The organism is Serratia sp. NCCP-200 (genome assembly GCF_059697885.1).
The window spans coordinates 430,262-449,491 of the sequence record NZ_BAAKUJ010000001.1 but is presented as its reverse complement, the minus strand read 5'-3'; the positions used below and the strand labels follow the sequence as shown (position 1 = coordinate 449,491).

The 19,230-nt window shown below is 55.3% G+C and carries 18 protein-coding genes; 3 read left to right on the top strand and 15 right to left on the bottom strand.

Annotation, left to right across the window (positions count from 1 at the left end):
• Positions 1–353 precede the first annotated feature (353 nt).
• From fadJ to AC6HVW_RS02110, 3 genes are all read right to left on the bottom strand, one after another.
• Positions 354–2,522: a fatty acid oxidation complex subunit alpha FadJ gene (gene fadJ / locus AC6HVW_RS02120; RefSeq protein ID WP_186486564.1), complete on the bottom strand. Its 2,169-nt coding sequence runs from the start codon at positions 2,520–2,522 to the stop codon at positions 354–356.
• Positions 2,519–3,832 (bottom strand): acetyl-CoA C-acyltransferase FadI, encoded by a 1,314-nt coding sequence (fadI, locus tag AC6HVW_RS02115; RefSeq protein WP_024485084.1) that lies wholly within the window; start codon positions 3,830–3,832, stop codon positions 2,519–2,521. The genes fadJ and fadI overlap by 4 nt, the downstream gene beginning before the upstream one ends.
• A gap of 198 nt (positions 3,833–4,030) precedes the next feature.
• Positions 4,031–4,327 (bottom strand): YfcZ/YiiS family protein, encoded by a 297-nt coding sequence (locus AC6HVW_RS02110; RefSeq protein WP_021806065.1) that lies wholly within the window; start codon positions 4,325–4,327, stop codon positions 4,031–4,033.
• 407 nt (positions 4,328–4,734) lie between these two features.
• Between AC6HVW_RS02110 and fadL the strand changes: the two genes are divergently transcribed.
• Complete coding sequence (fadL, locus tag AC6HVW_RS02105; RefSeq protein ID WP_071684088.1) at positions 4,735–6,069, top strand: long-chain fatty acid transporter FadL; 1,335 nt, start codon at positions 4,735–4,737, stop codon at positions 6,067–6,069.
• 80 nt (positions 6,070–6,149) lie between these two features.
• Here fadL and AC6HVW_RS02100 read toward each other — a convergent pair whose 3' ends face one another.
• The 12 genes from AC6HVW_RS02100 to ccmA form a co-directional block, all read right to left on the bottom strand.
• Positions 6,150–7,937, bottom strand: coding sequence for a flotillin family protein (locus AC6HVW_RS02100; RefSeq protein ID WP_081367125.1), 1,788 nt, complete (start codon positions 7,935–7,937; stop codon positions 6,150–6,152).
• A 51-nt stretch (positions 7,938–7,988) separates the two neighbouring features.
• A complete protein-coding gene (locus AC6HVW_RS02095) occupies positions 7,989–8,615 on the bottom strand; it encodes an OB-fold-containig protein (RefSeq protein ID WP_071684089.1) in 627 nt (208 codons plus the stop codon).
• A 329-nt stretch (positions 8,616–8,944) separates the two neighbouring features.
• Positions 8,945–9,706 (bottom strand): phospholipid-binding lipoprotein MlaA, encoded by a 762-nt coding sequence (mlaA, locus tag AC6HVW_RS02090; RefSeq protein ID WP_081367126.1) that lies wholly within the window; start codon positions 9,704–9,706, stop codon positions 8,945–8,947.
• Positions 9,707–9,740: 34 nt separating this feature from the next.
• Positions 9,741–10,955, bottom strand: coding sequence for a c-type cytochrome biogenesis protein CcmI (gene ccmI / locus AC6HVW_RS02085; protein ID WP_186486563.1), 1,215 nt, complete (start codon positions 10,953–10,955; stop codon positions 9,741–9,743).
• Positions 10,955–11,422, bottom strand: a complete 468-nt coding sequence (locus tag AC6HVW_RS02080; RefSeq protein ID WP_186486562.1) for a cytochrome c-type biogenesis protein — start codon at positions 11,420–11,422, stop codon at positions 10,955–10,957. Before AC6HVW_RS02080 ends, ccmI begins: the two co-directional genes overlap by 1 nt.
• The gene (locus AC6HVW_RS02075; protein ID WP_021178627.1) at positions 11,419–11,970 is read right to left on the bottom strand and encodes a DsbE family thiol:disulfide interchange protein; all 552 of its coding nucleotides are present in this window, start codon (positions 11,968–11,970) and stop codon (positions 11,419–11,421) included. Before AC6HVW_RS02075 ends, AC6HVW_RS02080 begins: the two co-directional genes overlap by 4 nt.
• On the bottom strand, positions 11,967–13,937 hold the full coding sequence (locus tag AC6HVW_RS02070) for a heme lyase CcmF/NrfE family subunit (protein ID WP_021806070.1): 1,971 nt from the start codon (positions 13,935–13,937) through the stop codon (positions 11,967–11,969). Before AC6HVW_RS02070 ends, AC6HVW_RS02075 begins: the two co-directional genes overlap by 4 nt.
• On the bottom strand, positions 13,934–14,428 hold the full coding sequence (gene ccmE / locus AC6HVW_RS02065; protein WP_186486561.1) for a cytochrome c maturation protein CcmE: 495 nt from the start codon (positions 14,426–14,428) through the stop codon (positions 13,934–13,936). The genes AC6HVW_RS02070 and ccmE overlap by 4 nt, the downstream gene beginning before the upstream one ends.
• Positions 14,425–14,676: a heme exporter protein CcmD gene (ccmD, locus tag AC6HVW_RS02060; protein ID WP_059201374.1), complete on the bottom strand. Its 252-nt coding sequence runs from the start codon at positions 14,674–14,676 to the stop codon at positions 14,425–14,427. Before ccmD ends, ccmE begins: the two co-directional genes overlap by 4 nt.
• A complete protein-coding gene (locus AC6HVW_RS02055) occupies positions 14,673–15,410 on the bottom strand; it encodes a heme ABC transporter permease (RefSeq protein ID WP_021178631.1) in 738 nt (245 codons plus the stop codon). The genes ccmD and AC6HVW_RS02055 overlap by 4 nt, the downstream gene beginning before the upstream one ends.
• 116 nt (positions 15,411–15,526) lie before the next feature.
• The gene (gene ccmB / locus AC6HVW_RS02050; RefSeq protein WP_021806074.1) at positions 15,527–16,186 is read right to left on the bottom strand and encodes a heme exporter protein CcmB; all 660 of its coding nucleotides are present in this window, start codon (positions 16,184–16,186) and stop codon (positions 15,527–15,529) included.
• A complete protein-coding gene (gene ccmA, locus AC6HVW_RS02045; protein WP_071684125.1) occupies positions 16,186–16,818 on the bottom strand; it encodes a cytochrome c biogenesis heme-transporting ATPase CcmA in 633 nt (210 codons plus the stop codon). Before ccmA ends, ccmB begins: the two co-directional genes overlap by 1 nt.
• A 237-nt stretch (positions 16,819–17,055) precedes the next feature.
• On the opposite strand from ccmA, the gene AC6HVW_RS02040 reads away from it, so the two are divergent.
• Together AC6HVW_RS02040 and AC6HVW_RS02035 are read left to right on the top strand one after the other, a co-directional pair.
• Positions 17,056–17,991, top strand: a complete 936-nt coding sequence (locus tag AC6HVW_RS02040) for a formate/nitrite transporter family protein (protein ID WP_071684092.1) — start codon at positions 17,056–17,058, stop codon at positions 17,989–17,991.
• Between the two features lie 97 nt (positions 17,992–18,088).
• Entirely contained in the window at positions 18,089–18,940 is an 852-nt protein-coding gene (locus tag AC6HVW_RS02035; protein WP_071684093.1) for a MurR/RpiR family transcriptional regulator, read from the top strand.
• The last annotated feature ends 290 nt before the right edge of the window (positions 18,941–19,230 follow it).

Genomic DNA, 19,230 nt, shown 5'->3' with positions numbered 1-19,230 from the left:
TGTATCGCCGAGTTGCACTCAAGAACACAGGCCTGCTTCAAACGATAACGCGCCGTCTCTCTATGGCGGCCGGGCATTTTGCCTGAAAGTTCGCGTAAAGAAAACGCTGTTTTTTACAACATTTGCGCCCTTACACAAATTCATCGCTGACATAACAACCAATTCAACGGGTTAAATTTTAACCCTGTTGCTATGAAGTTTTGGGAGCGCTGAGTGAGCCACCCACCAAAACGCTACGTTACCCCTCCCCAATCTCCCTGTACAGCATCCGGGATTGCCCTAATTGCAATGAGTGATGACGATCACAATGCGGCCCTGATCAAACTGTAGCGCAAACCGGGCCGCTATGCTGGTTAACTGCCTTGCGGATAGAAACGTTCCCCCTGCTCAGCCATGCGCTGCAGGCGTTCACAAGGGGCAAAATATTCACCGTATTGCTGTTGCAGATAGCGCAGGGTTTTTACCACCTTCTCTGCGCCCAGCTCATCCATATAGCGGAACGGGCCACCCAGGAACGGCGGGAAGCCAATGCCAAACACCGCGCCGATATCACCGTCACGTACGCTGCGGATCACGCCCTCATCCAGGCAACGCGCCGCCTCGTTGAGCATCATCATCACACAGCGTTGGGCGATCACCGCATGTTGAATATGCGCCTTGGCGGTGATACCCAGCAGTGGATAGATGCTGCTGTCTGCGCTCTTGCGCTTCTGGCGTGCCCTGCTGCCCTCGGCCGGGTACAGATAAAAACCACGGCCATTCTTGCGCCCTTTGCGGCCGTCTTTCAGCACTGCGTCGAACGCCGCTGGAGCGGCAAAGCGTGGCCCCAGTTCCGCCGTCAGGATCGGGATAATTTTGGTGCCGACGTCGATACCCACTTCGTCCAACAGCATGATGGGGCCCACCGGGAAACCAAAATCGACCAAAGCCTTATCCACCGATTCGATCGGCTCGCCTTCCAGCAGGCAGCGCGCCGCCTCATTAATATAAGGGGCGAGAATGCGGTTGACGTAAAAACCAGCGCGATCGGCGACCACGATCGCCGTTTTCCCCTGTTTATGGGCCAGAGCAACGGTAGTGGCAATGGTTTGTTCGCTGGTAGTGGCATGCGGGATCACTTCGACCAACGGCATTTTATCCACCGGGCTAAAGTAGTGCAGACCAATAACCTGCTGCGGCCTGGCTGCCTGCGCCGCGATTTGGCCGATCGGTAATGATGAGGTGTTGGAGGCGAATACGGTATGCGGCGCGGCATACCGTTCAATATCGGCCACCATCTGCTGCTTGAGCGCGATATCTTCAAATACCGCCTCCACCACGATGTCGACCCGTTCAAAACCGCTGTAATCGGTGCTGCCGGAAATCAACATCATCTGTTTCTGACGCTCTGCCGGACGCATGCGTTTGCTACGTACCCGTTTGCCCAGCAGATCCCAGGTGTATTTCAACGCATGGTTGATCCCCTGCTCATTCACGTCTTTAATGCGCACCGGTAACCCACCGCGAGTCGCCGTGACGCAGGCAATACCTCCGCCCATCAAACCACCGCCAAGAACACCGACGCGCTGTAATTCATGGGGCTGAGCATCCCCGCCACGCTCTTTTTTCAGCGCCGTAGAGGCAAAGAACAGGCTGCGTAATGCAGCAGACTGTGGTGACATCGCCAGTTCACCGAAGGCGCGGGCCTCCGCTTCATAGCCGCTGGCACTACCCTGATCCAGACCGGTGCGCACCACCTGAATAATACGCTCCGCTGCCGGATAGTTACCGTGGGTTTTCTCCAGGGTCTTCTTGCGCACGATGCTGAACAGCAGGCTTCTGCCTAACGGACCGTTGAGCAGGCGTTCTTGCCACGGTAACGCACGGCGCGACTTCCAGCCCTGTTTCACACGCTCAATGGCGGTTTGCAGCAGAATAGATTGCGGTACGGCCTCGTCCACCAGGCCCATACGCAGCGCCTGACGCGCGCGAACGTGTCTGCCCGTCAGCATCATATCCAACGCTTTGCTGGCACCAATCAGGCGTGGTAAGCGCTGGGTGCCACCAGAGCCAGGCAACAAGCCTAACTGGACTTCCGGCAGGCCGAGCGCCGTTTTGTCATCCAGCGAACAGACGCGGCTATGGCAGGCCAAAGCCAACTCTAGCCCGCCCCCAAGGCAAGCACCATGAATGGCGGCAACCACCGGCACTGGGAACGCGGCAATCTGTGCCAGCGTGCTCTGCCCCTTCTTCGCCAGCGTTTGTGCCTCTTGGGCCGTATGGCACGCGGCAATCATGGTGATATCTGCACCGGCAATAAAGGAATCTGGCTTGCCGGATAGAATGACCAAGCCTTCCAGGGTGGCAAGCTGCTGCGCCTTGAGCAGCACGTCGTTGATCTGCTCAACAAACTCCGCCTTCAGCGTATTCACCTTCTCACCCGGCACATCGATGGTGATCACGCCAATATTGTCCGGGCGCAAGGTCAGATGAAATGCCGAAGGCTTGGCACGCTGTTCGTGCAATGCGTTCTCGAAACTCATTTGTCTACCTCCACGATCATCGCCGCACCTAATCCCCCAGCCGCACAAGCGGTGGCCAGCCCCAGACCGCCACCGCGCCGTTTAAGCTCGTGCAGCGTCTGGGTGATCATGCGCGCGCCGGTCGCGGCAAACGGGTGGCCATAGGCGATGGAGCCACCCAATACGTTGAATTTTTCCATATCCACCTCACCGATCGCCTGCTCACGCCCCAACTTCTGCTGGGCAAACTCGGTGCTGGCGAACATTTTCAGGTTGGCCAGCGTTTGTGCCGCAAAGGCTTCGTGCATATCGATCAGGGTCAGGTCGGCCAGAGTAATACCGGCACGATCCAGCGCCAACGGGGTAGCATAGGAAGGGCCGAGCAGCATATCCTCCCAGACATCAATGGCGGCAAAGGCGAAGCTGCGCAGGTAGCCTAGAGGCTCCAGGCCGAGTTCTTTCGCGCGGGACTCACTCATCATCAGCACCGCTGCCGCACCATCGGTCAGCGGCGTACTGTTGGCGGCCGTGACGGTACCGTGGCGGCGATCGAATGCCGGTTTCAAGCGGGCATAAGACTCCAGGCTGGAATCTTTGCGGACGTTGTTATCTTCGGCCAGCGGGGTTTTATACGGCGGCACATAGGCGGTCATCACTTCATCGCGCAACAGCCCCTGTTCCCAGGCTTTGGCGGCCAGTTGATGCGAGCGGTGTGCCAAAGCATCCTGCTGCTCGCGAGTAATGCCATGGGTTTTCGCCATCTGTTCGGCGGTATCCCCCATGCGCAGACCGGTAGAGTATTCTGCCACGGCGGGCGGCACCGGCATCAGATCGCGGAACTTAAGTTTGCTGAACAGTTTCAAACGCTGCGACAACGTGCGGGCCTTGTTAACGTCCACCAACGTACGAGCCAGCGCCTTGCTAACGCCAATCGGCAGCACGGAGGAAGAATCCGCCCCACCGGCAATGCCAACACTGATGCTGCCAGCCATGATACTTTCCGCCACGTTGGCAATCGCCTGGAAGCTGGTAGCACAGGCACGTGAAACGCTATAGGCATCGGTGTGCACGCTCATGCCGGTACCAAGCACAATTTCCCGCGCAATGTTCGGCGCTTCAGGCATTTGCACCACCTGACCAAATACCAGTTGCTCGATCAGGGCGGGATCGATGCCGCTACGCGCCAGCAGCTCGCTCACCGCAGTCTTGCCAAGATCGACCGCTGGTATACCGTGATAAGCGGTAGCCTGCTTGGCGAAAGGGGTACGCAGCCCTTGAACGATGGCGATACGGTCGCCGAGACGGGTAACCAGCGGCAATGCCTTACTCATAAACGCTCCTGAAGAGAGGCCGTCAACACAACGGACAAAAAGAGGTCTGACCTGATGAGGTCATTGTTAACCAAATGTTTACATTTGGCAAACCGGTAGAAGTGAAAACTGAGAGCGGGAGCAACTTTCTGGTAGGGGGTAAAGCGGTGCGGATACCAGCAGGGGCGCATATTACGCCCCTACGGGATCGGATCGGGATTAACGCAGGCCGAGCTGGAAGATCATGGTCTCTGCCTGGCAAGAGAAGGTGAAATCCACATCCAGTTGCACGCCGCCGTCAACCGGTTTAATGCTACTGCTGATGTCACAAGGATCGGACTCCACGCCGCGCGCCTTTTCAGTCAGTGCTGCCAGGGTTTGCTCTGCATCTTGCTGATTGGCAAACACTCGGCTGTAGGAAGCGGTGCAATCGGTGTTATCCATCACGGTTCCGACATCGACACAGCAGCAGGCCGCAGTTTCCTGAGCGTTACATTTATTGATTGCATCTGACATAGTTGAAATCTCCTCACGGGCCGCGGTTAAGCTCGCCCAAATAGCCATTTATGATCTGGCGCAAATAAACAAAATTCTGTGTTTATTTTACTCCTCAGGCTTGCCAATCACTAGCCTTACTTTTTGTAAGCATTTTAAGTGACGGAAATCACATAACTAAATCGCCACCTGGTAAAAAAACATAAGAGTTTTGTTATGTATCGGTCGTTTTTTGTTATGTGGATCTCTTTTCTGATATCAATTTGGAAATATTTCAAAAACAAACTTGCAACATCTTAACAGGTCGGACCTATAATTCAGCCACTGGTCTGATTTGTCAGATTGATAACGGACCCTACAATCGCGCGCTCCATGTTACTTTGTGTAACATTGTTTAAATAATAAACACATAAAATGAGGTTTTGGTCATGAGCCAGAAAAACCTATTCACTAAATCAGCTCTCGCAGCTGCAGTGGCAATTATTTCTTCGAACGTGTATGCCGCAGGATTCCAGCTGAACGAGTTCTCGGCAGTTGGTTTAGGGCGAGCCTATTCTGGCGAAGGCGCAGTGGCGGATACCGCAGCCTCAGCAAGCCGTAACCCGGCAACCATGATGATGTTTGACCGCCCTTCTTTCTCCACTGGCGCCGTTTTTATTGACCCAGACGTTAACATTACCGGCACCTCACCTTCAGGCCGCAGCTTGGATGCGAAGAACATTGCCCCGACCGCCTGGGTACCCAACCTGCACTACATCCAACCGCTGAATGACCAATGGGCCGTTGGCGGTTCTGTGACCAGCAACTATGGCCTGGCCACCGAATACAACGAAGGCTACACCGCTGGCTCCGTCGGCGGGACTACCGACCTGACCACGGCAAACCTCAACCTGAGCCTCGCATACCGTCTGAACCAACAATTCAGCTTCGGTCTGGGCTTCGATGCAGTGTATGCCAAAGCCAAGATCGATCGCTTCGCCGGCGATTTACCACTGCTGCTGGCAAACCAAGGCCTCAAGCAGCAGTTATTAACCCCTCAACAGGCGGCCGCAATTGGTTCAATCCCTGCGGATACCCAGATCTCTCATCTGGAAGGTAACAAGTGGGGCTACGGCTGGAACGCAGGCATTTTGTATCAAGTAGACGACAGAAACCGCTACGGCTTTACTTACCGCTCTGAAGTGAAAATCGACTTTGACGGCGACTACCGAAGCAGCCTGCCTTCCGCCTATAACGGCCTGCTCGGGCAGTTTGGCCTACCAATGGGGACCGACGGTAACAACGTCCCGGGTTCTCTGACCCTGAACCTGCCAGAAATGTGGGAGATCTCCGGGTATAACCGAGTGGCACAGCAGTGGGCGATCCACTACAGCATGGCCTATACCAGTTGGAGCCAGTTCCAGGAGCTGAAAGCGACAGACAACAACGGCAAAACGCTGTTCCAGAAGCATGAAGGCTTCCGTGATGCTTACCGTATCGCGCTGGGTACTACCTACTTCTACGACGATAACTGGACCTTCCGTGGCGGTATCGCCTTCGACGATAGCCCGGTCCCAGCACAAAACCGGTCTATCTCGATCCCGGATCAGGATCGCACCTGGATCAGTGCCGGTACCACTTACGCGTTCAATAAAGACGCTTCTGTCGACGTGGGTGTGTCCTACATGCACGGCCAGAAAGTCACCATCAAAGAAGGCCCATATACCTTCGAATCGAAGGGTTCAGCCTGGTTGTACGGTGCTGGCTTCAACTACCGTTTCTAATCTGTTTTCCTGGACAGAAACGTAAAAACGGCGGGATTATCCCGCCGTTTTTTATTCTATTAATCCCATCCAGTCGTAACTCAGGAAAGGCTTACCGTCGTGATGCTGTGCTCAGTCGACGGAGCATACGACTCCGGCTTTTGTTCCGTAATTTCTTCTTGAACGACTACAGCGTCAGGCTCCACCACCGGAGCAACTGGCTGCGCCTGCGGCAAAGCAGCGGTCAACGCCTGTAATGATCCGCCGCTGATACCGATTTCCTGTAGCAGGGAATCGATAACCGGAGCATGTGTGCGGTAGGCGAGAGCGGCAGACATCGCCTGCTCGGCCAGGTTGCCTCCGCCGACCGAAGCCGCTGTCGCACCTGCGGTACCGCCAGAACGGTTCAACCCATCCACCTGCATGATCTTGATGCCTTCGATGGCCTTCATCGGCTCAACGGACTTCTCGATGATCGCCGGCAGTGCCTGCAGCAGCGCCAGTTTGAACTTCAGGCTGGTCTGATCGCTGGAAAGCATGTTGACCGCTTCGTTCAACGCACGCTGGGTTTCCGCCTCTGCCAAGCCTTTCTTACGTGCGGCTTCGGCCAGTTCAATGATGGCAGCGGCCTGCAGTTCAGCGGCCTCTTTCTCCGCACGGGCTTTCAGCGTCAGTTGCATCGCCTCGGTTTCTGCCCCTTGACGGGCTTCAATCAGAGCAACCTGTTTGGCACGATCGGCTTCGGCAGTCTGGCGCGTAGTTTCCACGTTTTGCTCCGCTTTCACCGCTTCGGTCAACGCGTCATTGGCGCGCGCCTGAGCCTGGGACTGCTGCTCGGACTTGGCGGCAATGGCGATGGCTTTATCCTGCTCGGCAATTTCCGTCACTTTTTTCTGCTCGATGGCGGCCATTTCAGTGACTTTATTCTGTTCGATCTCTTTGACGCGGATTTCACGGTCCGCCTCTACCTTACGGGTCCGTACCGCCTGCTCACGCTCGATTTCCGCCTCCTGGATCTGGCGCTCGGCGGAGATGCGGCTCTGTTCGGCCTCGCGGCGGCGCTCCGCTTCGAAGGTGGCGATCCGGGAGCTTTGCTCGGCGCTGCGGGTCTTGACCTGCTGCTCCTGCTCAAGCGACATGAAGGCTTCCTGCTGCTCGATCTCCAGCTTGCGTGCCATGGCATCGCGGTTTTTCTCGCGTACGGCGACCTCCACGTCCTGCTCAACTTCGTTACGCTCGCGACGACGGCGTTCGGTTTCCTGCGTCAGCTTGGTCAGCCCTTCGGCATCGAAGGCGTTGTTAGGATCAAAATACTCTTTCGAGGTCTGGTTAAAGTTGGTCAGCGATACGCTTTCCAGCTCCAGGCCGTTTTTCGCCAGATCTTCGGATACCGTGCTCTGCACGCCCTGCACGAAGTTTTCGCGCGTATCTTGCAGGTCTTGCATGGTCATCTGCGCTGCGGTGGAGCGTAGGGCATCAACAAACTTGTCTTCCACCAGTTGGCGCAGATCTTCCGGTGACAGCGTACGCTGGCCCAAAGTCTGTGCGGCAGTGGAGATCCCTTCAATGGTCGGTTGCACACGGACAAAAAATGCCACCACCACGTCGACGCGCATTCTGTCCTTGGTGATCAGGCTGTCGTGCATGGCACGGCTGACCTCCAGCTTCAGGGTCTTCATGTTGATTTCAACAATCTCATGAAACACCGGCAGGGAGATGGCACCACCGCTCAGCACCACCTTGAGACCGCCCAGACCGGTACGTACCAACGACTGTTCCGCCGAAGCGCGGCGATACAGGCGTGAAAAAATCAGTCCGATAATCAGCAGGACGACAAAGATACCACCCGCAATCGAACCCCAAAACGTAAGACCATCACTAATTATCACTAGGGCTACCTCTCCATCAGTATTATCAAAATAATTCCGTTAAAACCGCCTTCACAGCAGGTCCGGCCAAGGGTTGGCGCTACCGCTAAAGCGGGCCCCGGAGATGCGCGCCGTAACCAGCACCTTGGCTCCACGCACAAAGGCGGCGTCCGCCTCATCCGGCTCGATCAAAATGTAATGGGTACGCCCGTGCTCATCGGTCAATCTGGCTTCTGCCGGGGAGCCCGCCGTGGCCGTTGCGCCAGTCATGATTGCCATCCGGCCAATAAAGCTGTCCGTGGAAACGGCGCTGCTTTCGTCACGTGGCAAGTAGCGAGCAATGCCGCGGCCACACCAGCGTACGCTGAACACAGCGACGATAAAGGCAACGATCACCGCCAGCCACACCGGTAGTTCACCGCCTGCCAGCCATTGCAGTATCAGGCCACTCAGTGAAAAACCGCCGAGAAACAGCACGATGATGATCAGCAGCGGCAAGCGCCCGATATGCAGCCAGCTCAGACCCTGGGCGAAAACGTTCTCACCCAGGGTAATATCCGGATGAGAGTCTATAGCCGCATCGAAATGGCTGGAAAGGGAAGCACCAAGAAACACCGCCAGCGTTTCCAGCACGCCGATAAACAGCAGCAGGAGCAGAGCGATCAAGAAAGGGGCATTGCCTGAAGAAAGTAGGTCCATATTGGCATTCTCCGTGCGCATCACAGCGAAAATATCGCGGCAGCAGAAAACCGGCAGGAAAGAGGGTACAAAACGCGGTAAAGGTGATGCTGTAATCCGCTATAAACGATCCTTGTGCCACACAAGCCAGTTCCCAAGCCACGGGCTCTGCCCTCCATGTAACCAGCGGCAGTCGCCTGGCGCAGATTTTAGCATTTACTGCACCGCCATCCCAGAAAATCATCAATAAAAATGATTATCATTTACATAAATAAAAAAGGATCCCCAGACTTCCGGGATCCTTTTTCAAACGCTATTCCCCACAGGATAAATTGAAAAAAACCTAATCCTTAGTTGGCGGAGTCGATCTCGTCCAGATCGCCCTGGATCGCTTTGGCATTCGGGTTTTCCTGCGGCTTGAGCACCCCGCCATTCGCCAGGAAGTCATGGCGTTGGAAATAGGCGTCACGCACCATCACATAAGGATCGGAAGAGTTGCGCAGCAACCCATCGGAATCCAGCAGTTGAGCACGGGTTTCAACCCCTTCCACAACCCATTTACCCGCCGACATCCAGAAGGTGAGATAGCTCAGTACCGGGTAAACGCTGTCCGCCCAGTCACCACCGTCTTCACGGATGGTGAAACTGCCGTAGACCGGTAAATGGACATACGGGCCGTAACCTACACCGTAGTTCCCCAAGGTGCCACCGAAGCGGCGTGGTTCTTCACGCGCCAGTTTCGGGTTAGCCATACTGGCCACGTCGATCAACCCGCCCATCCCCAACAGGGTGTTGAGGAAGAAACGGTTGAAGTGCTTCATGCCCTGATAAGGGTTACCACGCAGAAATTCGTTCACCATGCTGGCTGGCTCTTCCAGGTTGGAAGTAAAGTTGCTCAAGCCATTACGCGCAGGCGTCGGGACGTAATCACGCCATGCCACCGCAACCGGGCGCAGCACATAGGGATCCATCACGTTATAGTTGAAGTTAAACATCGCCCGGTTAAACCCTTCAAGAGGGTCGGAACGCCCTTGCGGATCGTCACCAGGCGAGCTGGCACAGCCTACCAATAACACCGTTGCGAAAGCCAGCCCAGTCAGGCGAAAGTTCATATTTATCTCCATGAAAACCCTTGAATTCTTTTTATCAGGGAACCTGTTTATCTATCTGAACGCTGACCTGTTCCTTGCCGCTATAGGCTTGCAGCATACTATCGCCAAACCAGTCGCCCGCCTGTGGCGTTGCCAAACCATCCTGTGACAGCCTGACGTGCACCTTCACCTTCTGCTGAGCCGAGAGCAGCCGCTCAGGCATCATGGCGTTGCTGTCATCCAATGTGAATGATAGCGGGAAACGACTCAGTGGCAATTGCTTGACCGCTACCGGCACCGGGTTGGTGCCATCGGTAACCGAAACAATCAGCGTTCCTTGTTGTGGTAATGCTTTTGCCGCCTCTGGCGACAGCGTTACAGTGACGGAGAGTTTAACAGTTTCTGCGCCCACCTGAACTTTTGCTTGTTCAATGCTGCGCTTTATCACTGCAACACGCTGGTCATCGGCAGGTAACAGTTTCAACATTACCTGCCAGGCACCGATCGCCTGTTGGTAATCGCCCTGCTCAAAGGAGTTGAACGCCAACAGGCTCAGTACACGCACGTTGGTGTGATCTTCTGCCACCATGGTGCGCAGCATTGCGGTGGCCTGCTTGTTGTCTTCCGGATCGCCAGAGCGCGTCAGCACTTCGGCATAGCCCAGGCGCACTTCCATATTGCTCGGATCCAGGCTGTAAGCATGAGCAAAGGCCTGGGTCGCGGTGGTGGCATTATTCAATGCCATCCCGACACGGCCAAGCATCATCCAGTCGTTCAGGTTCCTGTCATCGTCCTGCAACGAGGTGCGTAAACCCAAGCCAAGACGGGCGATCTCTTCCATGCTCAGCGGTTGGGCACGTTCATTGGCCACCCGCGCGCGCAGTTCCGGCATTTGGGATTCTACCTGATGCCAGGCCATAACCTGAGCCAAACCGCCGGTTTTCAGATAAAAGCCAACCGATACCACCACCAGCACCATCACGCCAGGCACTAAAGCCCAACGATTGATGGGCCGTGCAGGCTGCTCATCCGGTTGCCCAGGGATATCGTTCAGCAGATTCTGTTGCAGCTCTTTGACCAGCTCCGGGCGTTCCGCAACCACCCCTTGATCTTCATCTTGTACCAGCTCGTCAAGACGATCCTGGTAGAACGCCTTGTTGAGCGTATCGCGGCTGGCCGCCGTACTTTCTTTGCCTTGGCGCATCGCAGGTACGACCAGCAACGCGCTCGCACCGACCAACAGCACTATAATTATCAGCCAAAAAGCCATTAGGGTTTCTTCCTGTCAGTCTCTTTCAACAACGCCGCAAGACGCTGCTGCTCCTGCTCGGAGAATTCCTCGTTGACTACGCCCGCCCGCCGTTGACGAGAGCGCAGTATCACCACCGCCCCGCCAATCAGCACAAACAGCAGCGGCCCGACCCACAAGATCAAGGTTGCTGGCGTCACCGGGGGTTCATAGGTCACAAAATTACCGTAGCGCGCCACCATATAGTCGATGACCTGCTGCTTGTCTTGCCCCTGCATCATCAGCTCATACACCTTGGTGCGCATATCCGCCGCGATGATGGCGTTGGAATCGGCAATGCTGTTGTTCTGGCATTTAGGGCAGCGCAGCTGTTCGGTCAACTCACGGTATTGCTGTTCTTGCTCCACCGAATTGAATTTGTAGGTATCGATGGCCGCAGCAGCACTCCAGCTTAGCAATGTCGCCACCAGTAAGGTTATCAGCCTCATGCGTCGCCCCCATATTTACGGTACAGCGGTAACACTTCCTGCTGCCAGACACGCTCGTTCATGTCCCCGGCGTGGCGGTAGCGGATAATGCCTTCACCGTCGATCAGGAAGGTCTCCGGTGCGCCATACACACCGAGATCCAGCCCCAGCATGCCGTCACCGTCGTACAGGCTCAGCGCATAAGGGTTACCCAACTGATTGAGCCACACCACCGCCTTCTGGCGATCGTCTTTATAGTTTAGTCCCACGACACGGATGCCCTTGGCCGCCAGAGTATTCAGATACTCGTGCTCTGCCCGGCAGGTGGGGCACCAGGTCGCCCACACGTTCAGCAATATCGGTTTGCCAGTGCGCAGCACCGCCTGATCGAAGGTTTTACCTGGATGTTCCAGGGATTCCAGCTTGAAGGTCGGCACCGGTTTACCAATCAGCGCAGACTCCAGCATGGTGGGATCTTCCCCGCCGGCGTTACGCGTCAGCTGCACCAACAAAGCCACCACCAACAGCAGGAACAGGATTAACGGAATAAATAACAGTTTGCGGTTCATGCCTGCCCCCCTTGTTTAGCTTCACGTTTGAGTTTTTTGCTCATGCGATAGCGCGGATCGAGAATACACAGCACGCCACCAATCGCCATAAACACCCCACCGAACCAGATCCAGCGAACAAAAGGTTTGTAGTAAAGCCGCACGGCCCAGGAGCCATCGTCCAACTCTTCACCCAACGCGGCGTACAGATCGCGCGTCAGGCCACCGTCGATAGCGGCTTCTGTCATCATGCTGCGCGCCACGCTGTAATAGCGTTTCTCCGCATGCAGGGTGGCTTCTGCCTTACCGTTGCGGGTGACATCGATAATCCCGACACCGCCGGTGTAGTTTGAACCGCGGATATCGTGAACGTCGCGGAAGATGAAGCGATAGTCGTGAATTTCCACGCTATCACCGGCTTTCATGCGGACATCACGCTCAACGCTGTAGTTTTGGCTGAAGGCGATCCCGATCACCGTGACCGCCACGCCCAGATGGCCTAATACCATGCCCCAATGGCTACGGGAAAGGTGCCTGAGCCCCTGCCAGAAACCGTGGCGATGGGTGGCCCGCTCATGCAGCTCCATCAGAGTCAGCAAGATCACCCAGATGGCCATGATCAGCCCGACCACCGTCATGCCGACGATACTGTCTTGCAGCAGCCAAGGCAGCAGGATTGACAGCACTAATGTGATCACCAGCGCCACGCCCAGGCGACGCCAGAGCTTGGTGGGTTCATCACGACGCCAGCGCACCAACGGCCCGATGCCCAGCAGCAGCGCCAGCGGTGCCATCAGCCAGGTAAACATGGTGTTGAAGAAAGGTTCGCCGATGGAAATACTGCCCAGCCCCAACTGTTTATGCACCAACGGCAACAAGGTCCCCAACAGCACCACCAGCATGGCGGCGATCAGCAAGACGTTGTTGCCCAGCAGGAAGGTTTCCCGCGAGAAGGTTTCATGCTGCACCCGGCTACGCACCTGCCCGCCCTTCACGGCATACAGCAACAGTGAGCCGCCAATAACAATCACCAGATAGGCGAGGATAAACATCCCGCGCGCCGGATCGGAGGCAAAGGAGTGAACGGAAACCAGTACGCCAGAACGCACTAAGAAGGTGCCCAACAGACACAGGGAGAAGGCCGTGATCGCCAGCAGCACCGTCCAGGCTTTGAAGGTCCCGCGTTTTTCGGTGACCGCCAGCGAGTGCATCAAGGCCGTACCGGCCAGCCAAGGCATAAAGGAGGCGTTTTCGACCGGATCCCAGAACCACCAGCCGCCCCAGCCCAGCTCATAGTAAGCCCACGCTGATCCCAACACTATGCCCATGGTCAGGAAGACCCAGGCCGCCGTAGTCCACGGACGCGACCAACGAGCCCAGGCCGTATCGAGCCGCCCGGCCATCAGTGAGGCAATGGCGAAAGCAAAGGCCACCGAGAAACCCACGTAGCCCATATACAGCAACGGCGGGTGGAAGATCAGCCCGATATCCTGCAACAGCGGGTTAAGGTCGCCCCCGTCGATCGGGAAACTCGGCAAGGTGCGGGTAAACGGGTTGGAGGTCATAATGATGAACAGCAAGAACCCGGCGGTGATCATTCCCATCACCGACAACACACGCGCCACGGCATCCTGCGGCATTGCACGGCTGCACATGGCAACCGCCAGTGACCAGCAACTCAGCAGCAACACCCACAGCAGCAGGGAACCTTCGTGCGCACCCCATGTTGCCGCAATGCGGTAATACACCGGTAGCTTGGTGTTGGAGTTGGCGGCTACATAGGAGACCGTAAAGTCATTGGTAATAAACGCATACACCAGGCAGGCAAATGCCAGGGCGATAGCGATAAACATGCCATAGGTTAACGGACGGGCTACCGCCATCATGCGCGTATCCTGACGCGCCGCTCCCCATTGCGGATAAATGCTCAGCAGCAACGAAATCGCCAACGCCAGGCACAGCAGAAAACTTCCAAGTTCCGGCATCATGACTTGTTGCCCCCGTCCGGCGAATTGCTATAGGTAGCGGCCGGGCTTTTATGATTCTCTTTCATGGCATCCGCGACTTCTGGTGGCGTATATTTTTCATCGTGTTTGGCCAGCACTTCACGCGCGTTGACCACGTTACCTTCCCCCAGCACGCCTTGTGCCACTACGCCCTGCCCCTCACGGAACAGATCCGGCAAAATCCCGTTGTAGGTCACTTCGATGGCTCCGTGGGCATCATATACCTTGAAGCTCACCTGCAGGCTTTGCTGATCGCGTTTGACCGAGCCTGGCATCACCATGCCACCGATACGCAAGCGCTGGCCCACCTCCGGCTTCTCATGCTTTTCACCCTTGCCTTGCAGGATCTCGCTCGGGGTATAGAACAGGTCGATATTGGAGCGCAAGGCATACAGCATCAGCGTGGCGGTAAGCACGACGCCAATCAGTACGACAATGACCAGATAGAGGCGGCTTTTACGACGTGGATTCACTGTGATTTCTCCCGCGAGTTAACAGACTGCGGTGTGGCCGCGGATTGCTTTGACTGTTGTGACTGGCGGATACGCCGTTCACGTGACGCTTGGCGGCTGACTTCGGCCAGTAGCTGCTTGCGCTGCCACAGGGTGTGGGCCAGCAGCCCCAGCAGGGAAAGCAGGGTTGCGGCCACGGCCAACCAAACGTAAAACGCGTAACCGCCCATGGCGAAAAACGCCTGCCAGGAACTGAATGCAGCATTCATGACTGACGCTCCTTGTTAACCAATTCGGCAACCCAAGGGCGCTGACGTTCCTGGAAAAGGATCAGGTTGCGCAGGCGCATCAAGGTCAGCGTAATAAAGAACAACAGGTAACCGAAGATCGCCCAACGCAGCGGATAACGCATGCTTGGCGCAATGCTCTGCTGCATATTGGTTGAGCCCTGGTGGAGGGTATTCCACCATTCGACCGAGAAGTGAATAATCGGAATGTTGATCACCCCTACCAGCACCAGAATACCGGCGGCTCGCCCGGCCAGGCGGCGATCGTCGAAAGCGTTATACAACGCAATGATGCCCATATAAAGGAACAGCAACACCAACTCTGAGGTTAGGCGTGCATCCCACACCCACCAGGTGCCCCACATCGGTTTGCCCCAGGCAGAGCCGGTGACCAGGGCAATAAAGGTGAATACCGCGCCGACCGGAGCCATGGCCGCGACCACGGTATCGGACATTTTCATCTGCCAGACCAGGCCGATAAACGCCGCTATCGCCATAGAGCCATAAATGCCCATCGACCAGATGGCCGCCGGAACATGAATGTACATGATACGGAAGCTGTCACCCTGTTGATAATCTTTAGGTGCGAAACCGAAGCCCCACACCCAGCCGACCAGCAGACAGATGGCGCCCGCTATCCCCAACCAGGGGACAAAGCGGCCACAGACATGGTACAGCCGTTCCGGCTTGGCAAATTGATGTAACCATTTCCACATTGTCGTCATTGCTCACGGTAAGAAATCATTCGGTAACCGCTCCCTGATGGCAGAACGGCGAAAGTCTTGCGCACGGAAAAGCTCTTATAGGCATTCATCCGCGATTAAATTTCCAGCTAGTGTACGCTTACACGCAACGCAGCTGCGGTGGCAAAAGGCGCCAGCGTGATGCTGCCCGCCAGCATCGCACCCAGGATGGCCAGATAACCGTCGATCGGCATCCCCATCGAGGCAGCATCTATCGCCGCGGTAGCGAAAATCAGTACCGGAATATACAGCGGCAGCACCAGCAAACTCAGCAGCACGCCGCCTTTGCGTAGCCCCACCGTCAACGCCACCCCGATAGCGCCAATCAGGCTCAGCGTTGGGGTACCCAGCAGCAGGGTCAGCGCCATCGCCATCCAGGTATTCACATCTAGCGACAGCAGCAGCGCCACCAGCGGCGACAGGATCAACAACGGCAATCCGGTCACTACCCAGTGAGCACACACTTTGCCTAACACCGTCATTGGCAGCTGCGTTGGCAACAACAGTAGCTGTTCCAATGAACCATCCAGATAGTCATCACGGAACAACCGTTCCAGCGAAAGCAACGAGGCTAGCAGCGCCGCTACCCAGATAATTCCCGGCGCAATACGCGCCAGCAATTGCGGTTCTGGCCCAACGCCCAATGGAAACAGCGTGATCACGATCAGGAAGAACCACAGCGGGTTGACGATCTCAGAGCCTTTACGAAAGGCAATTTTCAGTTCCCGCCGCAGTATGATGAAGAACATCAGGCGATCTCCGCGCTGGTCTGTGTCAGGCGAATTTTCCTTACCGCCTGCCGTGTTCCGGTTAAATCTTGATGCGTCGTTAGCAGCACCATACCGCCCTGTTGCGCATGTTGCTCAAACAGCGCGGTCAGCTCCAACACGCCCTGCTTGTCTATCGCCGTCAAGGGTTCATCCAGGATCCACAACGGGCATTTGCTGAGCCAGAGCCGTGCCAGCGCCACGCGCCGCTGCTGCCCGGCGGAAAGCTGCGCCACCGGCAAATCCTCATAACCGACCAAGCCTACCTGCTCCAACGCCTGCCAGATGGCCTGACGATCGGATGACTGGCTAACCGCCTGGTAAAACTGCAAATTCTCAAACGGGGTCAGCATGGATTTAATTCCCGGCTGGTGCCCCAGAAACAGCAGGTCCAGATGATAGTGCTCACGGCGATGGCGCGTATTTTCGCCCTGCCACAGTACTTCGCCTGCGTCTGGCTGCGCCAACCCGGCCAAAATACGCAGCAAGCTGGTTTTGCCGGCTCCATTAGGGCCTTCCACCTGAATAATGTCCCCCGGGCTCACCAAAAAACTCAACCTGTCAAACAGAGTTCGTTCATCTCGTACACAACTAAGATTTTTGGCTTCCAGCATGGAGGACTCATATTTTTCTTTGGGATAGCGAATCATAGCATAAGCCACAGTGCGCTCGTAGCCCGCAGCCTGGCTTGGATGTACTCCATTAGGGGTAATATTGCGCATCAGATCAAAATTGCGTAGAAAAAATCATCAACGTTAAAATTTCGTTACTTTTTAATCATTTTTCCCGCGCACTTTCCTTCGCCCCATCAGCAACTACGCTTTAGTTATCAGCCAATAGGAGAATGACCATTGAGCACAAAACCAAATCGTCCAGCCAACAGCGATGAAAACAGCGTCAAGGTCGAAAGCGAAGAGCACGATCGTGGCAAATCCACCATTGAGGTCGATGAGGAAAAACTACCCTCGCGCGCCGCTGCCGTGCATGAGCAAATCCGCATGGAAGGGGAGAAAGAACTGGAGCGTGACTGGCTGGCGCTATTGCTGTCAGCCTTGGCGGCCGGCTTGTCGATGGGGGCTTCTCTGGCAGCAAAAGGAATTTTTCACGCACGGCTACCGGACGACCCAAGCCGATTTTTTATCGAGAACATCGGCTATACCTTCGGCTTTATCATCGTCATCATGGCTCGCCAGCAGCTGTTTACCGAAAACACCGTCACTGCAGTGTTGCCCATCATGCATAAACCGACGCCGAAGAACTTCGTCATTCTGTTCCGCCTATGGGGGATAGTGCTGTTGGGGAATCTGATCGGTACCGGCCTGGCCGCGCTGGCGTTTATCCATATGCCTATTTTTGATGAGAATACCCGGGCGGCCTTCACCAGCCTGTCACAGGAAATCATGCATAACACCCCGGGAGAGATGTTTGCCAACGGCATCCTGGCGGGTTGGATCATCGCCACGATGGTATGGATGTTCCCTTCGGCCAGGGCCGCCAAGATCTGGGTGATCGTGCTGATGACCTACCTGGTGGCGATTTGCGATCTGACCCATATCGTGGTCGGTTCCGTCGAGATCCTGTACCTGGTGTTTAGCGGCGCACTCCCCTGGCAGGAGTTCTTCTACCCGTTCGCCATCCCGACGTTGGCAGGCAATATCATCGGCGGCAGCTTTATCTTCGCCCTGATCAGCCATGCGCAGATCCGTAACGATATGAGTGACAAGGCCAAGGCCGAACGGTTGAAGGCTCAGCAGGATAAAAAGCCCAAGGAGAATACGGATAGCTAGAAAGACTTGCCGCCGCACCGATTCGCCGTTTGATAAGGTTGGTGCGAAATTGTATTATAAACAACGAATAACATTCTTACCCGGCGAAAGGTGTTAGATGTTCGACTTAAAACTTAGAGAAGTCAGCAACGGATTATCGGCTAAAGAGCGTGGCGTAGCCGACTATATTATTGCGAATAAACAGTCGCTAAAAAATATGAGTATCCAGACGCTGGCAAAAGCTAACGACGTCAGCACTACCACCATCCTACGTCTCTGTCATAAGCTCGGGTATCAGGGATTTAGCGATCTTAAAATCGATTTGATCACCGCCTCAGGTTCCAGCAAACAAGATAACGTGTTGCAGGAAGACATTAATCTGGATGACTCAATAGAAACGGTGAACGGTAAAATTCATCTGATAGAAAAATCCTCTATTGATGAAACCCACGTCATGATGAATAGCGAGCAGTTGGCCAAAGCCAATGAGCTCATCAGAAATAGCAATAAAGTGGTGATCTACGGTGCAGGCAGTAGCGGACTGGTAGGTAAAGAGCTTGAATACCAGTTGATCAAGATAAAGAAAGACGTGAGCTGCCACCTGGACTACAGCATTCAATTTAGCATCGTCAATACGCTGGATAAACACGATCTGCTGATCATTATCTCCCACTCTGGTGAAAATCAGGATGGCGTCAAGTTGCTGACCCTGGCACAGCAGTTGGGTGTCCCCTCTATCGCCATCACCAAAATGGGCCAAAGCCGCATCTCTGGCATGGCCGATGTGTTATTGCATACCATTTCCACGGAAAGCGTATCCCGCCTGATCCCTATCCGCTCCAAGATTTCCCAGCTTTCGGTGATCAACATGCTGGTGACTAACCTGTTTATTCAGCAGTACGACGAGCGTTTATTAAAGCAAACCCAAACCCGCGCAGAACGTTTTTATAACCAAAACAACAAGCCTTAACCAGAGGCTACATACCCTCGCCGGGTTAAAAATGTAGGGGCGCTGCATGCCGCGCCCGCTCATACAATCCGCACCTTCGCCCCCTACCTATTCCTTATCTTTGGTCCTCACATCCCCATCTCCTCCTCAAGCCAAAAACAGCCTTCCAGGCAGCATTAACCACCAAAGGGTGATCGGCTTCTCAGAACGGAGAAAATCCACTTCTCATGGTGTCCATTTCAATTTAAAGGTAATAGTATTACTAAAAAATAAAACACACGAAGTAACAATGTTACATAAAGAATTATCCA